Origin of the sequence: Gordonia aquimaris, from assembly GCF_026262595.1 — a bacterium.
Taxonomy (GTDB): domain Bacteria; phylum Actinomycetota; class Actinomycetes; order Mycobacteriales; family Mycobacteriaceae; genus Gordonia; species Gordonia tangerina.
Window position 1 is genome coordinate 62,883 of record NZ_JAPKFM010000012.1, and the last position, 20,471, is coordinate 83,353.

General features: G+C 67.3%; 21 protein-coding genes. 13 read left to right on the forward strand and 8 right to left on the reverse strand.

Annotated elements, in window-relative coordinates; genetic code table 11:
• Positions 1–25 precede the first annotated feature (25 nt).
• Positions 26–919 carry a glycosyltransferase family 2 protein gene (locus tag OSB52_RS12860; RefSeq protein WP_235723839.1) on the forward strand — a complete coding sequence of 298 codons (894 nt, stop codon included), beginning with the start codon at positions 26–28 and terminating at the stop codon, positions 917–919.
• On the forward strand, positions 909–2,015 hold the full coding sequence (manB, locus tag OSB52_RS12865) for a mannose-1-phosphate guanylyltransferase (RefSeq protein WP_235723838.1): 1,107 nt from the start codon (positions 909–911) through the stop codon (positions 2,013–2,015). Before OSB52_RS12860 ends, manB begins: the two co-directional genes overlap by 11 nt.
• Before the next feature lie 22 nt (positions 2,016–2,037).
• Here the strand turns inward: manB and OSB52_RS12870 are convergent, their stop codons facing one another.
• On the reverse strand, positions 2,038–2,706 hold the full coding sequence (locus OSB52_RS12870; protein WP_235723837.1) for an O-methyltransferase: 669 nt from the start codon (positions 2,704–2,706) through the stop codon (positions 2,038–2,040).
• 266 nt (positions 2,707–2,972) lie between these two features.
• On the opposite strand from OSB52_RS12870, the gene sigE reads away from it, so the two are divergent.
• The 4 genes from sigE (at position 2,973) to tatB (ending at position 6,481) form a co-directional block, all read left to right on the forward strand.
• A complete protein-coding gene (sigE, locus tag OSB52_RS12875; protein ID WP_235723836.1) occupies positions 2,973–3,581 on the forward strand; it encodes an RNA polymerase sigma factor SigE in 609 nt (202 codons plus the stop codon).
• A gap of 199 nt (positions 3,582–3,780) precedes the next feature.
• A complete protein-coding gene (locus tag OSB52_RS12880) occupies positions 3,781–4,356 on the forward strand; it encodes a hypothetical protein (RefSeq protein ID WP_266062048.1) in 576 nt (191 codons plus the stop codon).
• A 150-nt stretch (positions 4,357–4,506) separates the two neighbouring features.
• Entirely contained in the window at positions 4,507–5,973 is a 1,467-nt protein-coding gene (locus OSB52_RS12885) for a S1C family serine protease (RefSeq protein WP_266062124.1), read from the forward strand.
• 49 nt (positions 5,974–6,022) lie between these two features.
• Complete coding sequence (gene tatB / locus OSB52_RS12890) at positions 6,023–6,481, forward strand: Sec-independent protein translocase protein TatB (RefSeq protein WP_235723834.1); 459 nt, start codon at positions 6,023–6,025, stop codon at positions 6,479–6,481.
• Between the two features lie 15 nt (positions 6,482–6,496).
• On the opposite strand, the gene OSB52_RS12895 is transcribed toward tatB, so the two are convergent.
• From OSB52_RS12895 to OSB52_RS12910, 4 genes are all read right to left on the reverse strand, one after another.
• Positions 6,497–7,642 carry an Mrp/NBP35 family ATP-binding protein gene (locus OSB52_RS12895; protein ID WP_266062050.1) on the reverse strand — a complete coding sequence of 382 codons (1,146 nt, stop codon included), beginning with the start codon at positions 7,640–7,642 and terminating at the stop codon, positions 6,497–6,499.
• A gap of 79 nt (positions 7,643–7,721) precedes the next feature.
• Positions 7,722–8,849, reverse strand: coding sequence for a lytic transglycosylase domain-containing protein (locus tag OSB52_RS12900; RefSeq protein ID WP_266062052.1), 1,128 nt, complete (start codon positions 8,847–8,849; stop codon positions 7,722–7,724).
• Between the two features lie 287 nt (positions 8,850–9,136).
• Positions 9,137–9,676 carry a DUF1003 domain-containing protein gene (locus OSB52_RS12905; protein ID WP_235723831.1) on the reverse strand — a complete coding sequence of 180 codons (540 nt, stop codon included), beginning with the start codon at positions 9,674–9,676 and terminating at the stop codon, positions 9,137–9,139.
• Positions 9,673–10,995 (reverse strand): magnesium transporter MgtE N-terminal domain-containing protein, encoded by a 1,323-nt coding sequence (locus OSB52_RS12910; RefSeq protein WP_266062054.1) that lies wholly within the window; start codon positions 10,993–10,995, stop codon positions 9,673–9,675. Before OSB52_RS12910 ends, OSB52_RS12905 begins: the two co-directional genes overlap by 4 nt.
• A gap of 160 nt (positions 10,996–11,155) precedes the next feature.
• Between OSB52_RS12910 and OSB52_RS12915 the strand changes: the two genes are divergently transcribed.
• The 5 genes from OSB52_RS12915 (at position 11,156) to OSB52_RS12935 (ending at position 16,471) form a co-directional block, all read left to right on the forward strand.
• Positions 11,156–11,644: a YflT domain-containing protein gene (locus tag OSB52_RS12915; protein WP_266062056.1), complete on the forward strand. Its 489-nt coding sequence runs from the start codon at positions 11,156–11,158 to the stop codon at positions 11,642–11,644.
• A gap of 170 nt (positions 11,645–11,814) precedes the next feature.
• Positions 11,815–13,299: an ABC transporter substrate-binding protein gene (locus OSB52_RS12920; RefSeq protein WP_372475007.1), complete on the forward strand. Its 1,485-nt coding sequence runs from the start codon at positions 11,815–11,817 to the stop codon at positions 13,297–13,299.
• A complete protein-coding gene (locus OSB52_RS12925) occupies positions 13,296–14,450 on the forward strand; it encodes an ABC transporter permease subunit (RefSeq protein ID WP_235723828.1) in 1,155 nt (384 codons plus the stop codon). The genes OSB52_RS12920 and OSB52_RS12925 overlap by 4 nt, the downstream gene beginning before the upstream one ends.
• 8 nt (positions 14,451–14,458) lie before the next feature.
• Positions 14,459–15,289 carry a carbohydrate ABC transporter permease gene (locus tag OSB52_RS12930; protein WP_235723827.1) on the forward strand — a complete coding sequence of 277 codons (831 nt, stop codon included), beginning with the start codon at positions 14,459–14,461 and terminating at the stop codon, positions 15,287–15,289.
• A gap of 3 nt (positions 15,290–15,292) precedes the next feature.
• The gene (locus OSB52_RS12935) at positions 15,293–16,471 is read left to right on the forward strand and encodes an ABC transporter ATP-binding protein (protein ID WP_266062058.1); all 1,179 of its coding nucleotides are present in this window, start codon (positions 15,293–15,295) and stop codon (positions 16,469–16,471) included.
• 78 nt (positions 16,472–16,549) lie between these two features.
• Here the strand turns inward: OSB52_RS12935 and OSB52_RS12940 are convergent, their stop codons facing one another.
• On the reverse strand, positions 16,550–17,407 hold the full coding sequence (locus tag OSB52_RS12940; protein ID WP_235723825.1) for a chromosome partitioning protein ParB: 858 nt from the start codon (positions 17,405–17,407) through the stop codon (positions 16,550–16,552).
• Positions 17,397–18,071, reverse strand: coding sequence for a metallophosphoesterase family protein (locus OSB52_RS12945; RefSeq protein WP_266062060.1), 675 nt, complete (start codon positions 18,069–18,071; stop codon positions 17,397–17,399). The genes OSB52_RS12940 and OSB52_RS12945 overlap by 11 nt, the downstream gene beginning before the upstream one ends.
• Positions 18,072–18,119: 48 nt before the next feature.
• Here OSB52_RS12945 and OSB52_RS12950 point away from each other — a divergent pair, with 48 nt between their 5' ends.
• A complete protein-coding gene (locus OSB52_RS12950; protein ID WP_235723823.1) occupies positions 18,120–18,695 on the forward strand; it encodes a suppressor of fused domain protein in 576 nt (191 codons plus the stop codon).
• 37 nt (positions 18,696–18,732) lie between these two features.
• Here OSB52_RS12950 and OSB52_RS12955 read toward each other — a convergent pair whose 3' ends face one another.
• Entirely contained in the window at positions 18,733–19,806 is a 1,074-nt protein-coding gene (locus OSB52_RS12955) for a magnesium and cobalt transport protein CorA (RefSeq protein WP_266062126.1), read from the reverse strand.
• 38 nt (positions 19,807–19,844) lie between these two features.
• On the opposite strand from OSB52_RS12955, the gene OSB52_RS12960 reads away from it, so the two are divergent.
• Positions 19,845–20,465: a MarC family protein gene (locus OSB52_RS12960; RefSeq protein WP_235723822.1), complete on the forward strand. Its 621-nt coding sequence runs from the start codon at positions 19,845–19,847 to the stop codon at positions 20,463–20,465.
• The last annotated feature ends 6 nt before the right edge of the window (positions 20,466–20,471 follow it).

Genomic DNA, 20,471 nt, shown 5'->3' on the forward strand with positions numbered 1-20,471 from the left:
CGTCGACGTTGGTTACCCTTACCCGGTGACCGCTGAGTTGGCCGTCGTGACGGTGACGTATTCGTCGGGGAGGCATCTCTCGACCTTCCTGGAGAGTTTGGCGAAGGCCACGTCGGCGCCACCGCCGCGAGTCGTCATCGCCGACAACGGTTCCACCGATGGCGCGCCGGAGACGGCAGCCCGCGAACACGACAACGTGACGCTGGTCCACACCGGCGGCAACATCGGCTATGGCGGCGGCATCAATCGGGCCGTCGCCGAACTCGACCCGTCCGTCGAGTTCATCGCAGTGGCCAACCCCGACGTCGAGTGGTCGCCCGGCTCGCTCGACGAACTCCTCGCGGCGGCCCGACGGTGGCCCCGTGCCGGTTCGCTTGGTCCGCTGATCCGCGAACCGGACGGCTCGGTCTACCCATCCGCGCGCCGGGTACCCGATTTGATCTCCGGCGCCGGACACGCCGTTTTCGGCTCGATCTGGAAGTCGAATCCGTGGACGACGGCCTATCGCGCCGACAACGCCGAGCCCAGCGAACGGTCCGTCGGGTGGCTGTCGGGGTCGTGCCTGCTGGTGCGGAGGGCGGCGTTCGACTCGGTGCAGGGCTTCGACTCCCGGTACTTCATGTACATGGAGGACGTGGATCTCGGCGACCGGCTCGGTCGGGCCGGTTGGCTCAACGTCTACGTGCCCGGCGCGGAGGTCGTGCACACCAAGGGGCATGCGGCCGGACGTGATCCGGACGCCATGTTGCCCGCCCATCACCGCAGCGCGTACCGCTTTCAGGCAGACCGACACCCCGGGGTGTTGCAGGCGCCGGTGCGGCTCGCGTTGCGGATCGGACTCGCACTGCGTTCGCGGGTCGCGGTCATCGCGGCCCGCAGGTCTGGGGAACGACACCGAGGAGGAAGCCATGACCAGTGACAACCCAGTCGACGCGCCGTCGGGAGGCGACGGCGTGCAGGCCGTGGTACTCGTCGGCGGGAAAGGCACGCGGTTACGTCCGCTGACATTGTCGGCACCCAAGCCGATGCTGCCGACGGCCGGCGTGCCGTTCCTCACGCATCTGCTCTCCCGCATCAGGGAAGCCGGCATCGTCGACGTGGTGCTGGGCACCTCCTTCCAGGCCCACGTGTTCTCCGAGTACTACGGCGACGGATCGAAGCTCGGACTGAACCTGACCTATGTCACCGAAACCGAGCCGCTCGGCACCGGTGGGGCCATCCGCAACGTGCTCGACCAACTCACCGCCGACACCATCCTCGTGTTTAACGGTGACGTCCTCGGCGGCACCGACGTCCGTGAGGTCCTTGCCACACATCGGCGCAGTGGGGCCGACGTCACCATGCACCTGGTGTCGGTGAGCGATCCGCGCGCCTTCGGCTGCGTGCCCACCGACGACACCGGCCGGGTCACCGACTTCCTGGAGAAGACCCAGGACCCGCCGACCGATCAGATCAACGCCGGTACCTACGTTTTCCGGCGTGCGGTGATCGAGGAGATCGAACCGGGCCGACCGGTGTCGGTGGAGCGCGAGGTGTTTCCCAAGCTGCTCGCCGACGGTCGGCACATCCAGGCTCACGCCGACCACGCCTACTGGCGGGACATGGGTACGCCGGAAGACTTCGTCCGTGGGTCGGCCGACCTCGTCCGCGGCATCGCCCCATCGCCGGCGCTCGGTGACCGCCGAGGTGAATCGCTCGTGCACGAAGGTGCCGGCGTGGCACCCGGCGCGGTGCTGATCGGCGGCACGGTGGTCGGCCGCGGCGCCGAGATCGGTCCGCGCGCCCGCCTCGACGGCGCCGTCATCTTCGACGGGGCGGTCGTCGAGGCCGGGGCAGTGGTGGAACGCAGCATCGTCGGCTTCGGTGCCCGGCTGGGTCCCCGCGCGCTCGTCCGCGACACCGTGATCGGTGATGGTGCCGACGTCGGCGCCCGTTGCGAACTACTCCGCGGCGCCCGCGTGTGGCCGGGGGTCCAGCTGCCCGACAACGGAGTTCGGTTCTCGACCGACGTCTGATCGACAGGACCGAGGGGCGACTCTAGCGCGCTTTGGCGGCAGCCAGCACACCCGCCCCGAGCGGGATCACCACCGGCAGTAGGCGCTCGTCGTCGGCGATCAGCAATGCGGCCTCGCGTGCGGCGACCGCGGCGGGTTCCGTGCGGGTGGGGTCGGCGACGGCGCCACCCGCGGTCGCATTGTGCACCACCACCACGCCGCCGGGCCGCAGCATGCGCACCGCCTCGGTCACGTGCCGGGGGTGGTCGATCAGTGGCCCGTCGACGAAGACCAGGTCATAGGACTCGTCGGCGAGTCGCGGCAGCACGTCGCGCGGGGTGCCGTTGATCAGCCGAGTGCGGCCCGAGGCGATGTCGGCGCCGGCGAACGACTGGCGGGCTGCGCGATGATGCTCGGGCTCCGGGTCGATGGTGGTCAAAACACCGTCCGAGGCCATGCCGTTGAGCAACCACAATCCGCTCACGCCGACCCCGGTCCCGATCTCGACGACCGCATGGGCGTCGCAGCTGCGCGCCAACAGCGCCAGCAACGCACCCACCGCCGGCGCGACGGCCGCGGCACCCAGCTCGTCGGCCCGGGCGCGGGCCGCCAGCAAGGCGTCGTCCTCGACGATCGCAGATTCGGCATAGTCGATCAGCGTGTTGCCCGCCGAGGCGGCCGCATCGTCGGCGCCTCCTTCTGAATCCGTCACCCTTCGAGGTTATGTCCCCGCGTGGCCTTTCCGTGCGCGGCGCGCCACTCGTGGTACAGAACGGCGTGGTCAGGCCCCATTTGTCGACCGGCCAGACATCCTCAGCGAAACCTCAGGTCTCTCATACGGCGACCACAACACGATGGGAGAGGGTTTCAATCAGCGATGTCCTCGCCCGGCGGAATAGTTTGGCGAGGGTCCTGGTTTACCATCGTGAACATCCGTCATCCGATGAGATGACCGGGGAAGGGAACTGGCCACTCAACATGACTGATCCCCTGGGGTCTGCAGACGTCGTCCCCGCCGGCACTGCCGGCTTCGACGCAACCGGCGACGGCAATCTGATGCCGTCATGGGACGAACTGGTGCGCGAACACGCCGATCGTGTGTACCGGCTCGCCTATCGGCTGTCCGGCAATCAGCATGATGCCGAAGACCTCACGCAGGAGACGTTCATCCGGGTCTTCCGGTCCCTGTCCAACTACAAGCCCGGCACATTCGAGGGCTGGCTGCACCGCATCACCACCAACCTGTTCCTGGACATGGTGCGCCGGCGGAGCAAGATCCGGATGGAAGCCCTGCCCGAGGAGTACGACCGGGTGCCCGCGGACACCCCCGATCCGCAGCAGATCTTCCACGACGCCAACCTCGACCCCGACTTGCAGGACGCGCTCGACGCGTTGCCGCCCGAGTTCCGCGCCGCCGTGGTGCTCTGCGACATCGAGGGGTTGTCCTACGAAGAGATCTCCGCGACGCTCGGTGTGAAACTGGGTACGGTGCGCAGCCGCATCCATCGTGGCCGCCAGGCGATCCGTGACCACCTCAATGCCCGCGGTCACACCAGCAGTCGCTCGGTCGCCGTCGGTTCCTCCTAGCGGCCTCGTCCCTGACACCTGCGGACGCCAGGCATCTGCAGATCCCGGGAACCGCGGCCGCCCGGGCTTCGTTGTCATCTTCGGATAGGCTGGGTGGCCGCGCGTTGTCACACTCCGCGCGATTGCCATCGGAGTATCGGTGGCGGCGCCGCCGATCAGCAGGTGACGTGAGGCACAGGGCGAGAGAGGTGAACGTCAGATGGAGATGAGCCGAGGAAGGCCAACCTCGGGGCAACCGGACTCGCGGCAACCGGGATGGGGCATCGATGGCCCGCTTCCCACATCCGATCTCCGACGACGCCGACGATCCTCATGGAACCCCGCCACCTGGACTCCGGTGACCGCCTCGTTGGCGCCCAATCGCGACTATCGAGCGCCGGGAACGGCCGGGGGACGCCGATTCGCCTCCACCGAGCATCTCGCCGCGGAGGCGGTGGCCGCCTTTGTCGACGCCGAACTCGGGATGACAGCTCACCTGCGCGCCACGCAACATCTCGCGCAGTGTCGCGAATGCATGGCTGCGGTCGACGCGCAGGTTTCCGCTCGCACCCGGCTGCGGGCCGCCGGCGACGTGTCCATGCCCGCCGGGCTGCTCGGTCAGCTGAGCCAGATCCCCACTCGCGAGATCGACGTCACCGCCATGTCGTCGGATACGCCGACCGATCGCGTCGGTTTCGATCCGGCCGACGGCGGATCGGCGCAGCCGAATATGCCCACCGATGCCTTCGAGTCGGGTCCGACGCGTGCGCGGATGAGCCGTTGGCGGGGCCGCTGACAGGTGGACGGTAGTAGGGACGACGCAGTCGATCAGGCGAACGGGGCCGCCGAGGACGCCACGACTGAGCAGACGGCCGGCGCGCAGCCGACGAACGACGCGCTCAGCGAAGCCGACGACTCCGTGTGGGGCGACGACGCCACCGGCGACATATACGGCGAGACCACCCACACATCGGCCGGCGGCCCATCCGGTCCGCATCGCGCCGCGGTCTCACCCCAGACTGCAGCGGTGTTCGGCCGGCCCGACGGGGTGGCGGGTTCCTTCACGGAGTCACCCGAGTCGCCCAACGATCGGCCGGTCCCGGAGATCTCCGCGCCGGATCCGGTACTCGCAGAGGCGTTCGGCCGTCCGGCCGGGGAGACCGAGACCCTGCAGCGTGATCCGCTTGCGTCCTATGGCCGGGACGAGGCTCCGTCGGCCCCGCCGGATCCCTGGCGTGACCCGGAGTCCATGGTGGCCCTGGCCGATCCGGCGCTCACCGCACCGACGAGCGCCGAGCCGACCGAAGCCGGACCCAGGCTCGGTATCCGGGACATCCTCTTCGGCCGACGTGTGAGTTGGCATGTGCTCGCGACAATGGCGGTGCTGGCATTGTTGGTGGGCCTGGTCGGGGGCCTGATGGGTCGATGGACGGCCGAGGTCGTCTCACCACTCAACTCCGACTCCGTACGGCTGTCCACCGGCGAGTCCGACGATGACGCCGAACCCCGGTCTCCGGTCGCGAATGTTGCGCGGGCGGTGGAGAAGTCGGTGGTGGCACTCGATGTCCGGACCTCGAGTTCGGTGGGCACCGGATCCGGCTTCGTGATCGACGAGAACGGCTACATCGTGACCAACAACCACGTCATCGCGATGGCCGCCAACGACCGCAACGCGAAACTCGAAGCCGTCTTCTTCGACCGTCGGCGGGTGCCCGCGCGCATCGTCGGCCGTGACACCAAGACCGACCTGGCCGTGGTCAAGGTGGACAATGTCGACAACCTGACGGTGTCGACGATCGGCAATTCCGACGATCTGCAGATCGGGCAGGAAGTCGTCGCCTTCGGCTCGCCGTTGGGTCTCGACCGTACTGTGACCAGTGGCATCGTCAGCGCCTTGCACCGACCGGTGCCGCTGCGACCCGATGCGGAGTCCGACACCGACGCCGTGATCGATGCCATCCAGACCGATGCGGCGATCAACCCGGGTAACTCCGGCGGCCCACTGGTCGACGACGACGCCGAGGTGGTGGGTATCAACACCGCCGGACTGGTGCCCGGCGGCGGGTCGATCGGCCTCGGCTTCGCGATCCCGATCAACCAGGTGGTGCCGATCGCGCAGACGTTGATCCGCAACGGCGAGGTCCGTCATCCGCAGATCGGTGTCAACGCCAGTTCGGTGCGCAACGACCGGGTGTTGGGGGCACAGGTGCGCAACGTGGTCGCCGGCGGACCGGCCGACCAGGCCGGTGTGCGCGAGGACGACGTGATCACCTCGTTCAACGAGCGGACCATCGAGAGTGCCGACGAATTGACCGTGGCGGTCCGCACCGCGAAGATCGACGACACGGTGCCCTTCACATACTGGCGCAACGGGCGGACCTTCACCGGTACGATGACGCCCGCCAGTGATTGACCAGACCGCCTGACGGTACGGCAGCGGGCACGAGCGATGGGGAAGCACAATGTTCAGCAGCATCGGTTGGGGTGAGATCGCCGTACTGCTGGCCGCCGGTCTCATCATCCTCGGGCCGGAACGGCTCCCGGGTGCAGTGTCCTGGACGATGAAGTCGTTGCGGCAGGTCCGTGATTACGCGACCGGCGCCACCGACCAACTCAAGAACGAACTCGGCCCCGAGTTCGACGACCTGCGCAAGCCGTTGTCCGATCTCAACGAACTGCGCGGCATGACTCCGCGCGCCGTGGTCACCAAACACCTGCTCGACGGCGACGACTCGGTGTTCAACCTCGGACTCGACGCGACCACGGTGGACCGCACCACCACCGAGACCCCGCAGATCAAACCGGTCTCCCGGCCGCTGCCGGATCCTGTCACCGATGCCAGGTCATCGACGGACGGTGACGCAGACTCATCGGCGCCGACGGTGCGCGGTCACCGCGTCAGCGACTGGGACGCCACCTGACCCGTCTGTTGCCGGTCAGGCGTGCCGAGTGGTGTCGATACCGAGACTCATCCCGGCGAGCCCACGGCGCCGGACCGCCAGTTTTTCGGCGATGGCACGCAACGCCGACCCCGACGTCGAGTCCGGGGACGAGAGCACAACCGGCACACCGGAGTCGCCGCCTTCGCGCAAGGTCGTCTCCAGCGGAACCTGTCCCAGCAGCTCGACCTGGGCGCCGACCGCTCGGGTGAGCCGTTCGGCGACCTTCTCCCCGCCACCGGACCCGAACGGCTCCATCCGGGAGCCGTCCGGCAGCTCCATCCAGGACATGTTCTCCACCACGCCCAAGATCTTCTGGCGGGTCTGCAACGCGATGGCACCGGCACGCTCGGCGACTTCGGCGGCGGCCTGCTGCGGCGTCGTCACCACCAGGATCTCCGCCCCGGGGATGAGCTGAGCGATCGAGATGGCCACATCGCCGGTGCCGGGTGGCAGATCGAGCAGCAGGACGTCGAGGTCGCCCCAGTAGACATCGGCGAGGAACTGTTGCAGTGCGCGATGCAGCATGGGGCCACGCCAGGTCACCGGGGTGTTGCCGTCGGTGAACTGGCCGATCGAGATGAACCGTACGCCGTGACTCTGCGGCGGCATGATCATCCGCTCGACCTGGGTCGGCTTGGCATCGCTGCCCAGCATGCGGGGTACCGAGTGCCCATAGATGTCGGCGTCGAGGACACCCACGCTGAGACCGCGTTCAGCGAGTGCAACGGCGAGATTGACCGTCACGCTCGACTTGCCGACGCCGCCCTTGCCTGAGGCGACCGCGTAGACGCGGGTCAGCGAGCCGGGCTGCGCAAACGGGATCACCGGCTCGGCCTTGTCGCCTCGGAGCTTCTTGCGGAGCTCGGTGCGCTGTTCGTCGTCCATCACGCCGAGCTCGACGCGGACCGTACCGACGTCGGGCACGTCGGCCACTGCGCTTTCCACCCGGCCGCTGATCTCGGTACGCATCGGGCAGCCCGAGGTGGTCAACAGGACGACGATGTCGACACTCGCATCGTCGTTGACCGCGACGGACCCGACCATCCCCAGGTCGGTGATGGGTTTGCCGATTTCGGGATCATTGACCTTGCTGAGCGCGGCGCGAACCGCCGATTCGGTGGGTACAACTCCGGTAGTCATCACCTGCCAGCTTAACTGTCGGGCAGACGGGCATCGGCAGACGTCCACGTCCACCGGTCGGATACCGCAGGGCGGTCGGTCAGCGGGGCGCTCCGGGGGCAGGGGTGGTGCTCGGAGCGCCGGGCTTGCGGTTGGTGCCCGAATCGCGCGGGCCTGCCGGTTGCTGCGGCGCGGTCTTGGGTCGTAGTTCGGGCGGCAGCAGTTCCGGCGGCACCAGATCCGGTGGCAGACACAGCTGGCCGAGACAGGTCGGTGCCGGCGTCGTCGTCGACGGCGGGCTCGACGGGGCAGACGAACGCTCGCTCGGGGTGGATGGCGTCGAGGACGTCTTCGACGACGACGACTTCTTCGGCTTGCGCTTGGGTTCCGGGATGGGATTGGTCGGCATGACGCCGGTGGCGTAGGCGCCTGCCCAGCTCAGTACGTTCGCCACGTACTCCATCGAATGGTTGTAGCGCAGCACCGCCGACACCTTGTTCTTTTCGGCCATGATGTCGCTGACGCCCGCACACAGGTAACGCCCGGCCGAGTACGTCGCGTCGAAGACGTTGTTCGGATCCGACTTGCCGTCGCCGTTGGCGTCGGAGCCCCAGCTGGCCCACGTACTGGGGATGAACTGCATCGGGCCCATCGCGCGGTCATGGGTCGCATCGCCGTCGATCCGACCGCCGTCGGTGTCTCGGATGACGGCGTTGCCGGCCAGTGAGCCGTCCAGGACGGGTCCGGCGATCGGATTCATGGTGGTGCCGTACTGATCCACCGAACCGTTTGATGCGTGATTGGACTCGATGCGTCCGATACCCGCGAGCAGGAACCAGGGCAGTCGGCACTGGGGAGATTCCGCGGCAACCCGGTTGGCGGCCAACTTGTACGCCTGCAGGACGACTCCCGGGATGCCGAGCGGACCGCTCGGCAGGGCCGCGGTGATCCGGAACTGCGGCGCCACGGCCGGCTCGGCCGCCTTGGGGGGCGGGGCGAAGCCGAGCAAGGTCACCGGCGCGCCGGGAACGATCTCGGCTGAGGTCGGGGGAGCGGCTGCGGCGACGGCTTCGGATTGGGCGGAGATCGCACCACCGGATGCGCTCGACGTCGCCGCACCGAGGAGCATCGCGCCCACCAACAGGCCGCCGCTTCCGACCGTCAGGGCGCGACGAGGTACGTGTGCGCGCCGCGGGCCCCGGGCGCGACGGAAAGGACCCGGGCTCATCGGCGCAACCTCGGTGACGCCGCCCCGTTCATCGTCGGCGTCCGCATCTGCGTCACCGATATCGCCTGCCTGTCCACACCCACTCCGATGGTCCACCGCTCATGCATGTCCGCCCCGAACCCTCGCGGCTTGGTGTCGGCATCGACCCTGTGTGTGCCGGGTGTCCCGGACGTCTCCCCGGGGCCGGCCGACGTGTGACCCACGATACATATGGGTCGACCGCCCCAATACCGGAACCCGACAATTCTTGGCCACGCCCATCTGATCGGTGGGTGAACGGTCGGGCGTTACCGACGCGCGTCGTTCCGAGCGCCGCTGTCGGTCTGCTCGCCGTCCTCCTCGTCGGCCGACGGCGCCAAGCGTTCGGTGAGTTCGGTCAGCAGGTCATCGAGTTCGCGGCGCAGGTAGTCGCGGGTGACGGTGTCGCCGACCGCGAGCCGCACCGCGGCGAGTTCGCGTGCGAGGAACTCGGTGTCGGCCTTGGTCTGCGCCGCGCGCATGCGGTCCTCGTCGAGCGCGACCTTGTCGCGGTTCTCCTGACGGTTCTGCGCGAGCAGGATGAGCGGCGCCGCATACGCCGCCTGCGTGGAGAATGCCAGGTTGAGCAGGATGAACGGGTAGGGATCCCACCGCCAGGACACCGCCACCAGGTTCAGGGCGATCCACACGATGACCACCACGGTCTGGATGGCCAGATAGCGTCCGGTACCCAGGAACCGGGCGATCCGTTCGGCGTGGACGCCGACCACGTCGGAGTCCAGATTGAACGAGAATCGCCGGCCCCCGCGGGGTGTGTCGAGGCGGCGACCGCTCTGTTCGGGGCTCACGCACCTGCTCCTGCGGTGTCGGCGCCGGTGATCCGGGGGATGGGTCCGGTGTCGTCGGTGTCGGTCTCCCGCCAGTCACGGGGCAATATCTCGTCGAGCAGGTCGTCGACGCTGACGGCTCCGACCAGGTGACCTTGGTCGTCGACGACGGGCCCGCACACCATGTTGTAGGTCGCGAAGTACCGGGTGACGGTCTCCAGTGAGTCCTCGGGGTGCAGCCGGGACAGATCGGTGTCGATGATCCCGCCGACGAGGTGGGCGGGGGGTTCGCGTAGCAACGCCTGCACGTGCGCGCAGCCGAGATACTTGCCGGTCGGTGTCGACGTCGGCGGGCGGACCACGAACACCAGACTCGCCGCCGCCGGGGTGACATCCGGATCGCGTACGCGGGCAAGCGCTTCGGCGACGGTGGTGGAGGCGGTGACGATGATCGGCTCGGGGGTCATCAAACCGCCCGCGGTGTCGGGGGAGTGGGTCAGCAGGCGGCGGACGGGCTCGGAGTCCTCCGGGTCCATGCGTTCGAGCAGCGACTCGGCCTCTGCGTCGGGGAGCTCGCCGAGCAGGTCGGCCGCGTCGTCGGGATCCATCGCCTCCAGCACGTCGGCGGCACGCTCGGGCTCGAGATTCTTCAGCACTTCGGTCTGGTCGTCGGGTGGCAGTTCCTGGAGCACGTCGGCGAGGCGCTCGTCGTCGAGGGCGGCCGCGATCTCGTCCCGGCGCTTGCCGGGGAGCTCACGCAGCGCGTTGGCGACGTCGGCGGCCCGCATGCCCTCGAACTGTTGCAGCGCCTGAGCGACGCCCTGGCCGGGCAGGTTGAGGTCGGTCGGGGTGAGTCCGTGCACGTGGGTCCAGTCCACCACGTGGGTCTCCCCGCGCCGCCGCAAACCCCGACGCCCGGTGCGAACCGCCACCCGCGACACCACCCAGTCGCGGGTGCGGGTGCGTTCGATGCCCAGGTCGACCACGGTAACGTCGATGCCTGCCAAGTCGGTCAGGTCCGGATCATCAACGCGGACACGGGAATCCAAAATCTGACCGACTGCCAACGCCTCGCCCGGGCGTAGGTGGAGCCGACGGAGACTGACCGTTCCGGTGTTGAGTGTGACCGCCTGGGGCTCGATGGTGGTGACCCGCAGCATGGGGACGAAGATCCGTCGTCGGGTGGTGAGTTCGACCGCCAGGCCGAGCGCTCGCGGCTGTTGTCCGGTCAGGCGGACCGCGACGACGACATCACGCACCCGGCCGATCGACTCGCCATCGGGTCCGAGCACGGCCAATCCGACCAACCTGGCCACGTACACCTTGCTCACCACCGCCATGGGAGTAAGGGTAGTGGTATCGGGATGCGCCCTGCGCGCGTCCCGACCCGCCGCAGTGCCTCCGCGGCGGGGCCGATCCTGCCCGCCGCGGTGCCGAATGAGTGTGTCGCGGGCGCCTGACGAACGCGCGCCGCAGGCGCCGAAGAAAGAAGGACGCGAGATGACGAACCCGATGCGCCCCGGTCGCGAGACCCCGGGTCTGCCGACGCCGCCGACAGGATGGCCGATCGGATCCTATGGCACCTACGCCGAGGCGCAGCGCGCCGTCGACCACCTTTCCGACCAGAACTTCACCGTGCAGGATGTGACGATCGTCGGCGTTGACCTGATGCAGGTCGAGCGCGTCATCGGGCGTCTGACCTGGGGAAAGGTGATCGGCGGTGGCATTGTCTCCGGTGCCTGGCTGGGCTTGTTCTTCGGTCTTCTCGTGTCGTTGGTGGTAACCGGCGCCGGCTTCGCGCCGATCGTGTTCGGCTTGATCGGCGGCATCATCTTCGGTGTGATCTCGACGACCATCCCGTATGCCGCGACCCGGGGGCAACGCGACTTCGCGTCCACCATGCAGCTCGTCGCGGGCCGCTACGACGTGCTCTGCGACCCCCGTACCGCCGAGCGGGCGCGGGATATGCTCAGCCGCCTGTCCAACTGACCCCGATCCGGTGGGAAATGGGCGCGGGCCAGATCACGATTCTCCTACGTTCTGGCACGCCCTTACCGAATGTGTTGCATGTCACGAACTGTGACGGCTAACGTAGCGCCTCAGACGCTGACCGGTGCGGCCTCGAAGTCTTGCACCGCGAACGACATCGAGGAGGCTGCGTGCGGTTCCGGGCTGGCAGTTCCGAATCCGGTCTATCGACAACCCATCTGAGGCGGCAGCGCGGGCTGCGGCGAAAACTGGTGGTGGCGGCGGCCGCGCTGGCGACTGCGCTACCCATCGTGACCGCCTGCGGCTCGGGCTACACGCCACGGGTGATCAACATCTATCCACCCGCCGACGGCGCGTCGTTCATCGACAAGGTCGGGCAGAAGTGCTCGGCCGAATCCGACGGCGCCTACCAGATCGTCACCACCCCGCTGCCCAAGTCCGCCGACGACCAACGCCTGCAGCTGGCACGGCGGCTCGCCGGCAACGACCACGGTCTGGACCTGATGGGCATGGACGTGGTGTGGACCGCCGAATTCGCTGACGCGGGATGGATGGTCCCGGTGCCCGATGACCTGGCCGCCGACGTGGAGCGCGACACCCTGGGGGGCCCGCTGGAGACCGCGACGTGGAAGACCGACGATGACGCGGAGAAACGGCTCTACGGAATCCCCACCTGGACCAACACCCAGTTGCTCTGGTACCGGCCGGACGTGTTGCGTGAGTACCTGAACAAGAACCGTCCACCGACCACGTGGGACGAGATGCTCGCCGACACCCAGGCGGTGCTGGCCAAAGGCGGGCCGAGCTACATCATGGTGCAGGGTCGTCAATACGAGGGCCTCATGGTGTGGTTCAACTCGGTGCTGGCCAGTGCCGGTGGGGAAATCGTCGATCCCGACGATCCGAGCAAACAGACACTCAACGACACCCCGGCCCATCGTGAGGCAACGCTGCGGGCCCTTCGGACACTCAAGGCCGTGGCCACCGCGCCCGGACACGACCCGTCGCTGACCAACTCCGACGAGTCGGCGGCCCGTCTGGGTATGGAGAGCGGCAACGCCCTCTACCAGGTCAACTGGCCGTTCGTCTTCTCATCCATGCGCAGCAATGCCGCGGCGGGCGACGTGCCGTTCTTTCCGGAGATGACGGAGTTCGGACCGATGTTCGCCGATCCGGACAATCCGCCTGCGGACAGCGATCTCGCTCCGGTCAATCGGGTGGTGCGAACCAAGTTCGACTTCGCGCCCTATCCAGGTGTGAGTCCGGATATGCAGACCAAGACGACACTCGGCGGTATCAACATCGCAGTGGCCAGTACCTCGCAACAGCAGGACCTGGCATTCGAGGCCGCGGCCTGCCTGACCAATCGTGATGCGCAGCGCGTGTATTCGATCGAGGGCGGCACCCCGCCCACGATCGCGTCCATCTACGACGACCCGGACTTCCAGGACGCCTACCCGATGGGCGACGACATTCGAGACCAACTCAGCGATCAGACCGCGGCGTTGCGTCCGGCATCGCCGGATTACCAGGCCATCTCGACACTGGTCACCGCCACGCTGAGTCCGGTCGGAGCGTGGGATCCGGAGACGATGGTCGATGAACTCGCCGACCAGGTCCAACGCGCGATTGACGGGGAGGGGCTGATCCCATGACCACGGGAGACAACGACGATCCGCGGACCCGGCCGGGTCGGCATTCGATGCCCGACGACGCGACCCCGCGTGAGCCCTCGGTTCGGCCGCCCGAGGTGACGCGCCGTCCGGACTCGGGCGCACCGGCATCGGGGGGCTGGGTCCCGCCGCAATCGGGTGCCGCGGCAGGCCGTGCGCCGGAGTTCCCGGCAGCGGCCTCGACCGCGCCGCAGGGTGCGGTCGCGACGGCGACCCGTGACCCGGCAGAGCCGTCGCGGCGCAAGAGTGCGATCAGTGAAGGCAAATCCGCCGAGCGTCGGCTGGCGTTCTGGCTGGTGGCGCCGGCCGCGCTGATGATGCTGCTGGTGACCGGGTACCCGATCATCTACGCGTTCTGGTTGTCGCTGAACAAGATGAGTCTGTCGGCGCCAGGCGAGCGCGAGTTCGTCTGGTTCAGCAACTATCTGACGGTCCTGAGTTCGGATTACTGGTGGACCTCCTTCTTCGTGACACTGGGCATCACCGTGGTGTCGGTGGCCATCGAGCTCGTGCTGGGTATGGCGATCGCGCTCGTCATGCATCGCACCATCTTCGGGCGCGGCACCATCCGGACGGTGGTGCTGATCCCGTACGGCATCGTGACGGTCGCCGCTGCCTTCAGCTGGTACTACGCATGGACGCCGGAGACCGGGTATCTCGCCAACCTGTTGCCCGACGGCAGTGCACCGTTGACCGAACAGTGGCCTTCTCTGGCCATCATCGTGCTGGCCGAGGTGTGGAAGACGACGCCGTTCATGGCACTGCTGCTGCTGGCCGGTTTGGCGCTGGTACCCGACGATCTGCTCAAAGCCGCCCAGGTGGACGGCGCAGGAGCGTGGACGCGGCTGTGGCGCATCATCATCCCCTTGATGAAACCCGCCATCCTGGTGGCCCTGTTGTTCCGCACCCTGGATGCGTTCCGGATCTTCGACAACATCTACGTGTTGACCAGAGGGTCCAACAACACCTATTCGGTGTCGATGTTGGGTTACGACAACCTGTTCAAGGCATTCAACCTCGGAATCGGTTCGGCCATCAGCATCCTGATCTTCATCTGTGTGGCGCTCATCGCGTTCATCTTCGTCAAGGGCTTCGGCACCGCCGCGCCCGGCTCTGACAACGAGGGGAGGTAGGGCCGGACATGTCGCAGAGTGTGTCCAATCGGGTCTGGTGGACCGTCGCCAACGTTCTGGTGGTGCTGTACGCCGTCATCCCGCTGCTCTGGATCATCAGCCTGTCCTTCAAGCCGCCGGGCAGTATCAAGGACGGCAACTTCATCCCGCAGCAGTGGACCTGGGACAACTACAAGGGAATCTTCGAGACCAGCGCGTTCACCAGTGCGCTGCGCAACTCCATCGGTATCGGGCTGATCACCACGCTGATCGCGGTGATCCTCGGCACGATGGCCGCCTATGCCGTTGCCCGGCTGGACTTCCCGGGTAAGCGCCTACTCATCGGTGCCGCCCTCCTCATCGCCATGTTCCCGCAGATCTCGCTGGTGACCCCGTTGTTCAACATCGAGCGCAGTATCGGCCTGTTCGACACCTGGCCCGGCCTGATCCTGCCGTACATCACCTTCGCGCTCCCGCTGGCGATCTACACGCTGTCGGCGTTCTTCCGGGAGATCCCCTGGGAGCTGGAGAAAGCGGCGAAGATGGACGGAGCCACGCCGTGGCAGGCGTTCCGTAAGGTGATCGCTCCGCTGGCCGCACCGGGTGTCGTGACCGCCGCCATCCTGGTGTTCATCTTCGCCTGGAATGACCTGCTGCTGGCGCTGTCGTTGACCTCCACCGAGCGGGCCATCACCGCGCCGGTGGCGATTGCGAACTTCACCGGCGACTCACAGTTCGAGGAACCGACCGGGTCGATCGCTGCGGCCGCCGTGGTCATCACGATTCCGATCATCATCTTCGTCCTCTTCTTCCAACGTCGAATCGTTGCCGGCCTGACCTCCGGCGCCGTGAAGGGATAACCCGTGGCCGAGATCACCCTGAGCAAGGTAACCAAGCAGTACCCCGACGGGTCGACGGCGGTCCACGGGGTCGACATCGACATCGCCGACGGCGAGTTCATCATTCTGGTCGGGCCGTCCGGATGTGGAAAGTCGACCACGCTGAACATGATCGCAGGACTCGAGGACATCACGTCCGGCGAGCTGCGGATCGGCGGGGAGCGGGTCAACGAGCGCGCGCCCAAGGACCGCGACATCGCGATGGTCTTTCAGAGCTATGCGCTCTACCCGCACATGTCGGTACGGGAGAACATCGCCTTCCCGCTGACGTTGGCGAAGATGAACAAGTCCGAGATCGCCGCCAAGGTCGATGAGGCGGCCAAGATCCTCGACCTCGGACCGTATCTCGACCGCAAGCCCGCCAACCTCTCCGGTGGGCAGCGTCAGCGCGTGGCGATGGGCCGTGCGATCGTCCGCTCGCCCAAGGCGTTCCTGATGGACGAGCCGTTGTCGAACCTCGATGCCAAGCTGCGCGTGCAGATGCGTACCGAGATCGCGCGACTGCAGAACCGGCTGAACACCACGACCGTCTATGTCACCCACGACCAGACCGAGGCGATGACTCTCGGCGATCGGGTGGTGGTGTTGCGCGGCGGATACGTGCAGCAGATCGGTACCCCGCAGGAACTCTACAACGAGCCGGCCAACCTGTTCGTCGCTGGATTCATCGGCTCTCCGGCGATGAACTTCCTGCCCGGGCGGCTCGGTTCCGACTCCATCGAAACGCCGATCGGCTCGATCTCCGTTCCCGATCACCAACAGGTGGTCGCCAATGCCCAACGCGCGCAGAGCAATGGCGAGGTACTCATCGGCATCCGGCCCGAGCATCTCGAGGATGCCGCACTCGTCGAGACCTCGGTGCGGGAGAAGGGCGCGACCTTCAGCGCATCCGTGGATGTCATCGAGAACATGGGGTCGGACAACTACGTCTACTTCTCGGTGGACACCCCGCACGCGACGAGTGACGCGCTCAGCGAGTTGTCCGCCGACGCGGGCGGTGTGGACATCGGTGGCGGGCAAATGATCGCGCGGGTGTCCCCGGAGTCGTCGATCAGTCGCGGCAGCAACGCCGAACTCTATTACGACACCTCGCGTGTCGCGGTATTCGACCAGTCCTCCGGCGCGAACCTGCGTCTCGCCTGAGGGGGAGTCACTCTTACCGCTCAGCAGGTAGCTTCACCTGGTCGGTGAGGAGCGAGCGTGCGGCGTCACGAAGGGCGTTCACCGGCGCCGACGATGCCCCTGTTCGTGCAGCTTGCGGATGATCTCGTCATCCCAGATGTGCTTGCGCACCAGGCGATACCGTTCGCATGCGAGCCACATGTACAGTTCCGCGTCGCTCTCGAGGTCGGTGCGGATCTCGGCTCGGCGCGCCATCCGCACCACCGGTAGGAACTCCTCGCCGAACCAGCGGCGGGCCACCTCGGCTCGCCCGAGATACTCGCCGAGTTCCTGGCTGAGGCGAAACCCCCACGCCTCCACGTTCTCCGCGAGTTCCGCATAGTCGAACGGGTCGGCGAGCCTGATCGCCTCGGCCTGCGCGCTGGGCAGTGGAACCCGCGACAGGAACAGCCGCCGATGATCCTTGAGCAGTAGGTCCGAGGTGACGTTGATGCCGTCGGCGGAGATGCGGGTGTGGATCTCGGTCACATACGCGTCGATGGTGCGGAAGTGCCGCGCGATGGCGATGGACACACGGTGATGGCCGTCGAGGACGAAGTGCATCGACCCCACCCGGTACAACTGCACCGGCGGCACCGATTCGCCACGGCGCTGCGCCGCGGCCAGTCGCTGCCAACGCTCCCGGATCCGGGACGACGTGGGTCGGAAGTACCGATCGAAATCCCTGGTACGGTCCACGCTTCCGACGATCGTACTGACCTCGACCTGTTGTAGGCCCAACGCCGTCTCGCCCACGCGGCCGAGTGCGGCGACGACCTCGTCGAATGGCAACACGGTGTTGACGTCGGCCGGTTGGCGCGTGAACCACGCCATCAGCCGCGACATCTCGGCATGCCTGCGCATGCGGGTGAAGTCGTTCTCGGCGTCGGCGTCGGGAAAACCGGTGTCACGAGCCATGTCGTCGCCTCACGACCTGGAATTCCCGGCTGCCCGGCTCGATGTCGAACTCGCAGTAGCCCACGACATTCATGGAGATCGTGTCGTCGCCGATCATCTTGTCGGCCGGCCGCATTCCGTACGGATGCACATGCCCGTGCACCAACAGGGTGGGGCGCAACGACCGCACGAGGCCGTGATAACAGTCGAATCCGCGATGCGGGGCGTCGTCGCCGTCCCCGACCCCACGTGCCGGGCTGTGGGTCAACAGAATGTCGGGCGTCGGCCGCGAGCAGGTCAACCGCCAGGAGCGCAGCCGCTGATGGACATCGGTGTATTGGTTGGGGCCGCTGTTGTAACGCCGACAGCCGCCGAGCCCGCTGATCCGCAGACCGGCGACGGTCGTGGTGCGGCCGTCGACGTTGATCGCGCCACGTGGCCCGGGTTCGGCGGCCGGTAACCCGGCACGGACCCAGCCCGCGCGTGCCTGCCGGTAGCCCGACAGATCCCGATCGTGATTGCCGGGTACGAAGACGCACGGCGCGTCGCAGAGCGTGGCGAGCACCTCCAGGTATTCGAACGGAAGGTCGCCGGCACCGAGGATGACGTCGGGCCGACCTTCGATACCCACACCGAAGGTCAGCGACTCCACGACCTCGTCGGCCACCGCCAGCACACGAACCACGCCTGTCAGGTTACGGGGCCGGTCAGCGCGGCGACTACGGTTGGAGCCGTGAGCGATGCAGTCACCGACCGGATCAGTGAGTTCCTCGGCGAGCGTATGTCCACGCAACCGCAACGTGCCTCGGTCACCTTCCTGGGAGTGGAGCCGATCGAGGTACTGCGGTTCGCCGGCGGCGACGATGTCGTCTACGTGACCCTCGGTTGCGCCCGGCACCCGATGAGCGAACCCAGCGATCTCCACGCCGACCCCGTCACGGGGCCACGCGCCGAGGTCGTGGTGCGATTGCACGCGTCGACCCCGTTGCCCGGCCTGCACAAGCGGATGGCGACGGTGGCCGCGGCGCCGGCCGTCGAAGGCCTCATCCTGGCCCCTGATGCCCTCGTCGACCTGTCCGAACCGGTCTGGGACGGGGCGGCACCGACGGCGCTGCTCCTCGAACCCGATGACCTCGGCGACCTGGTGTTACCGGAGCCGATGGATCCGGTTCGATTCCTGCGTGCCGTGCCGATCACCGCGAACGAGGCCGCATGGGTACGGCTCAAGGGCGCCGACGCCCTGCGTGAGGCCTGGCGTGAAGCCGGAATCGACGTGATGTCGCCGGAGCGAGCCGCCGCGAAGCTCTGAGCGGTCCTAGGAGGAAAACGCCGGTCGGCGTCCGGCGCTACAGCCAGTGGTGTCGGCGCAAAATCACCCACAGCGCGGAGCACGCGACGAGCAGTCCGACGATCACCGTCGGATAACCCCAGCGTTCGTCGAGTTCTGGCATGTACTCGAAGTTCATGCCATAGATCCCGGCCACCAGGGTCGGCACGGCCGCGATCGCGACCCACGACGAGATCTTGCGCATGTCGGTGTTCTGCTGGATGCCCACCTTCGCCGCCGCGGCACCGAGCAACGAGGTGAGAACCTCGTCGTACTCCACGACCCGGTCGATGACAGTGGTGAGATGGTCGGCGACGTCACGGAAGTGCCGCCTGATCTCCTTTGGCACCATCGGATTGTCGGCGGTGAGCCGGGCCAACGGCCCGGTCAACGGGGTCACTGCGCGTCGCAACTCCAGAACCTCGCGTTTGAGCAGGTAGACGGGGTCGATGTTGAGGGAGCGCTGGGTCCCGAACACCGAGCTCTCGATGGCGACGATGTCGGTTTCCATCCGATCGGTGACCGCGAGATAGCTGTCCACGACGAGGTCGGAGATCGCGTGCAGCACCGCGGTCGGTCCCAACGCCAGTCGTGTGGGCCGGGCCTCCAGCCGCCGACGCAATCCGGACAGGTGCGTGTGATCGCCGTGGCGGACGGTGATGACGAAATCCGGACCGACGAAGATCATGATCTCGCCGGTCTCGACGACCTCACTGGCCTTGTCCATCGACTCGTGCTCCACGTACTTCACCGTGCGCAACACCAGGAACTGGGTGTCGTCGTAGACCTCGAGCTTCGGTCGCTGGTGGGCGTTGACGGCGTCTTCCACCACCAACTCGTGCAGCCCGAAGACCCGCCCGACGTCCTGCATCTGTTCGTCGTCGGGGGAATGCAGGCCGAGCCAGACGTACCCCTCGCCACTCGCGCGCACCTCGTGCAGCGCTTCGCGGTAGGACACCCGCCCGGGGCGGCGATCGCCGTTCACGTAGACGGCACAGTCGACCACCGCGCGGGCCGCGGGCACCGGGATACGCGGCAGCGGACGCTTGTCGCGGCGCGGCGTGACGAATCCGCCGGGCCGCAGATGCGGCATCGAGGGCACGAGGTGGATGCTACTCGTAGGATCACCGCGTGCCCTTCGACGTGACCGTCTACACCACCACTTTGATCACGCTGATCGTGATCATGGATCCGCCCGGCCAGGTACCGGTGTTCCTCAGCCTGGTGGGCCACCGATCGGCGGAGTACCGGCGCCGCGCCGCCTGGCAGGCTCCGCTGGTCAGTCTGCTGGTGATCAGTGTGTTCGCGATCGGTGGCAAGGCGATCCTGAACTATCTGCACATCGGGATCCCGTCCCTGCAGGGTGCGGGCGGGCTGCTGTTGCTGCTGGTGGCGCTGCAGTTGCTGACCGGATTGGGCTCTGCGGGCAAACCCGAGGCCAGCGACGATGTCAACGTGGCATTGGTGCCACTGGGGACCCCGCTGCTGGCCGGACCGGGCGCCATCGCAGCGGTGATCGTGGCGGTGAGCGCCGAAGCGGGTAACGCCGGGGGCTATGTGGCGATCGCCGCGGCCATCATCAGCGTCCACTTGATCGTCATGATCGTGCTGCGCTATTCGACGATCCTGATCCGCCTGCTCGGCATCGGCGGTATCACGTTGTTGGCGAAGATCGCGGGTCTGTTGCTCGCCGCCATCGCGGTCCAATTGATCGCCGACTCCGTCGCCGGGTTCGTCGCCGCGGGCGGCTAACGTGGG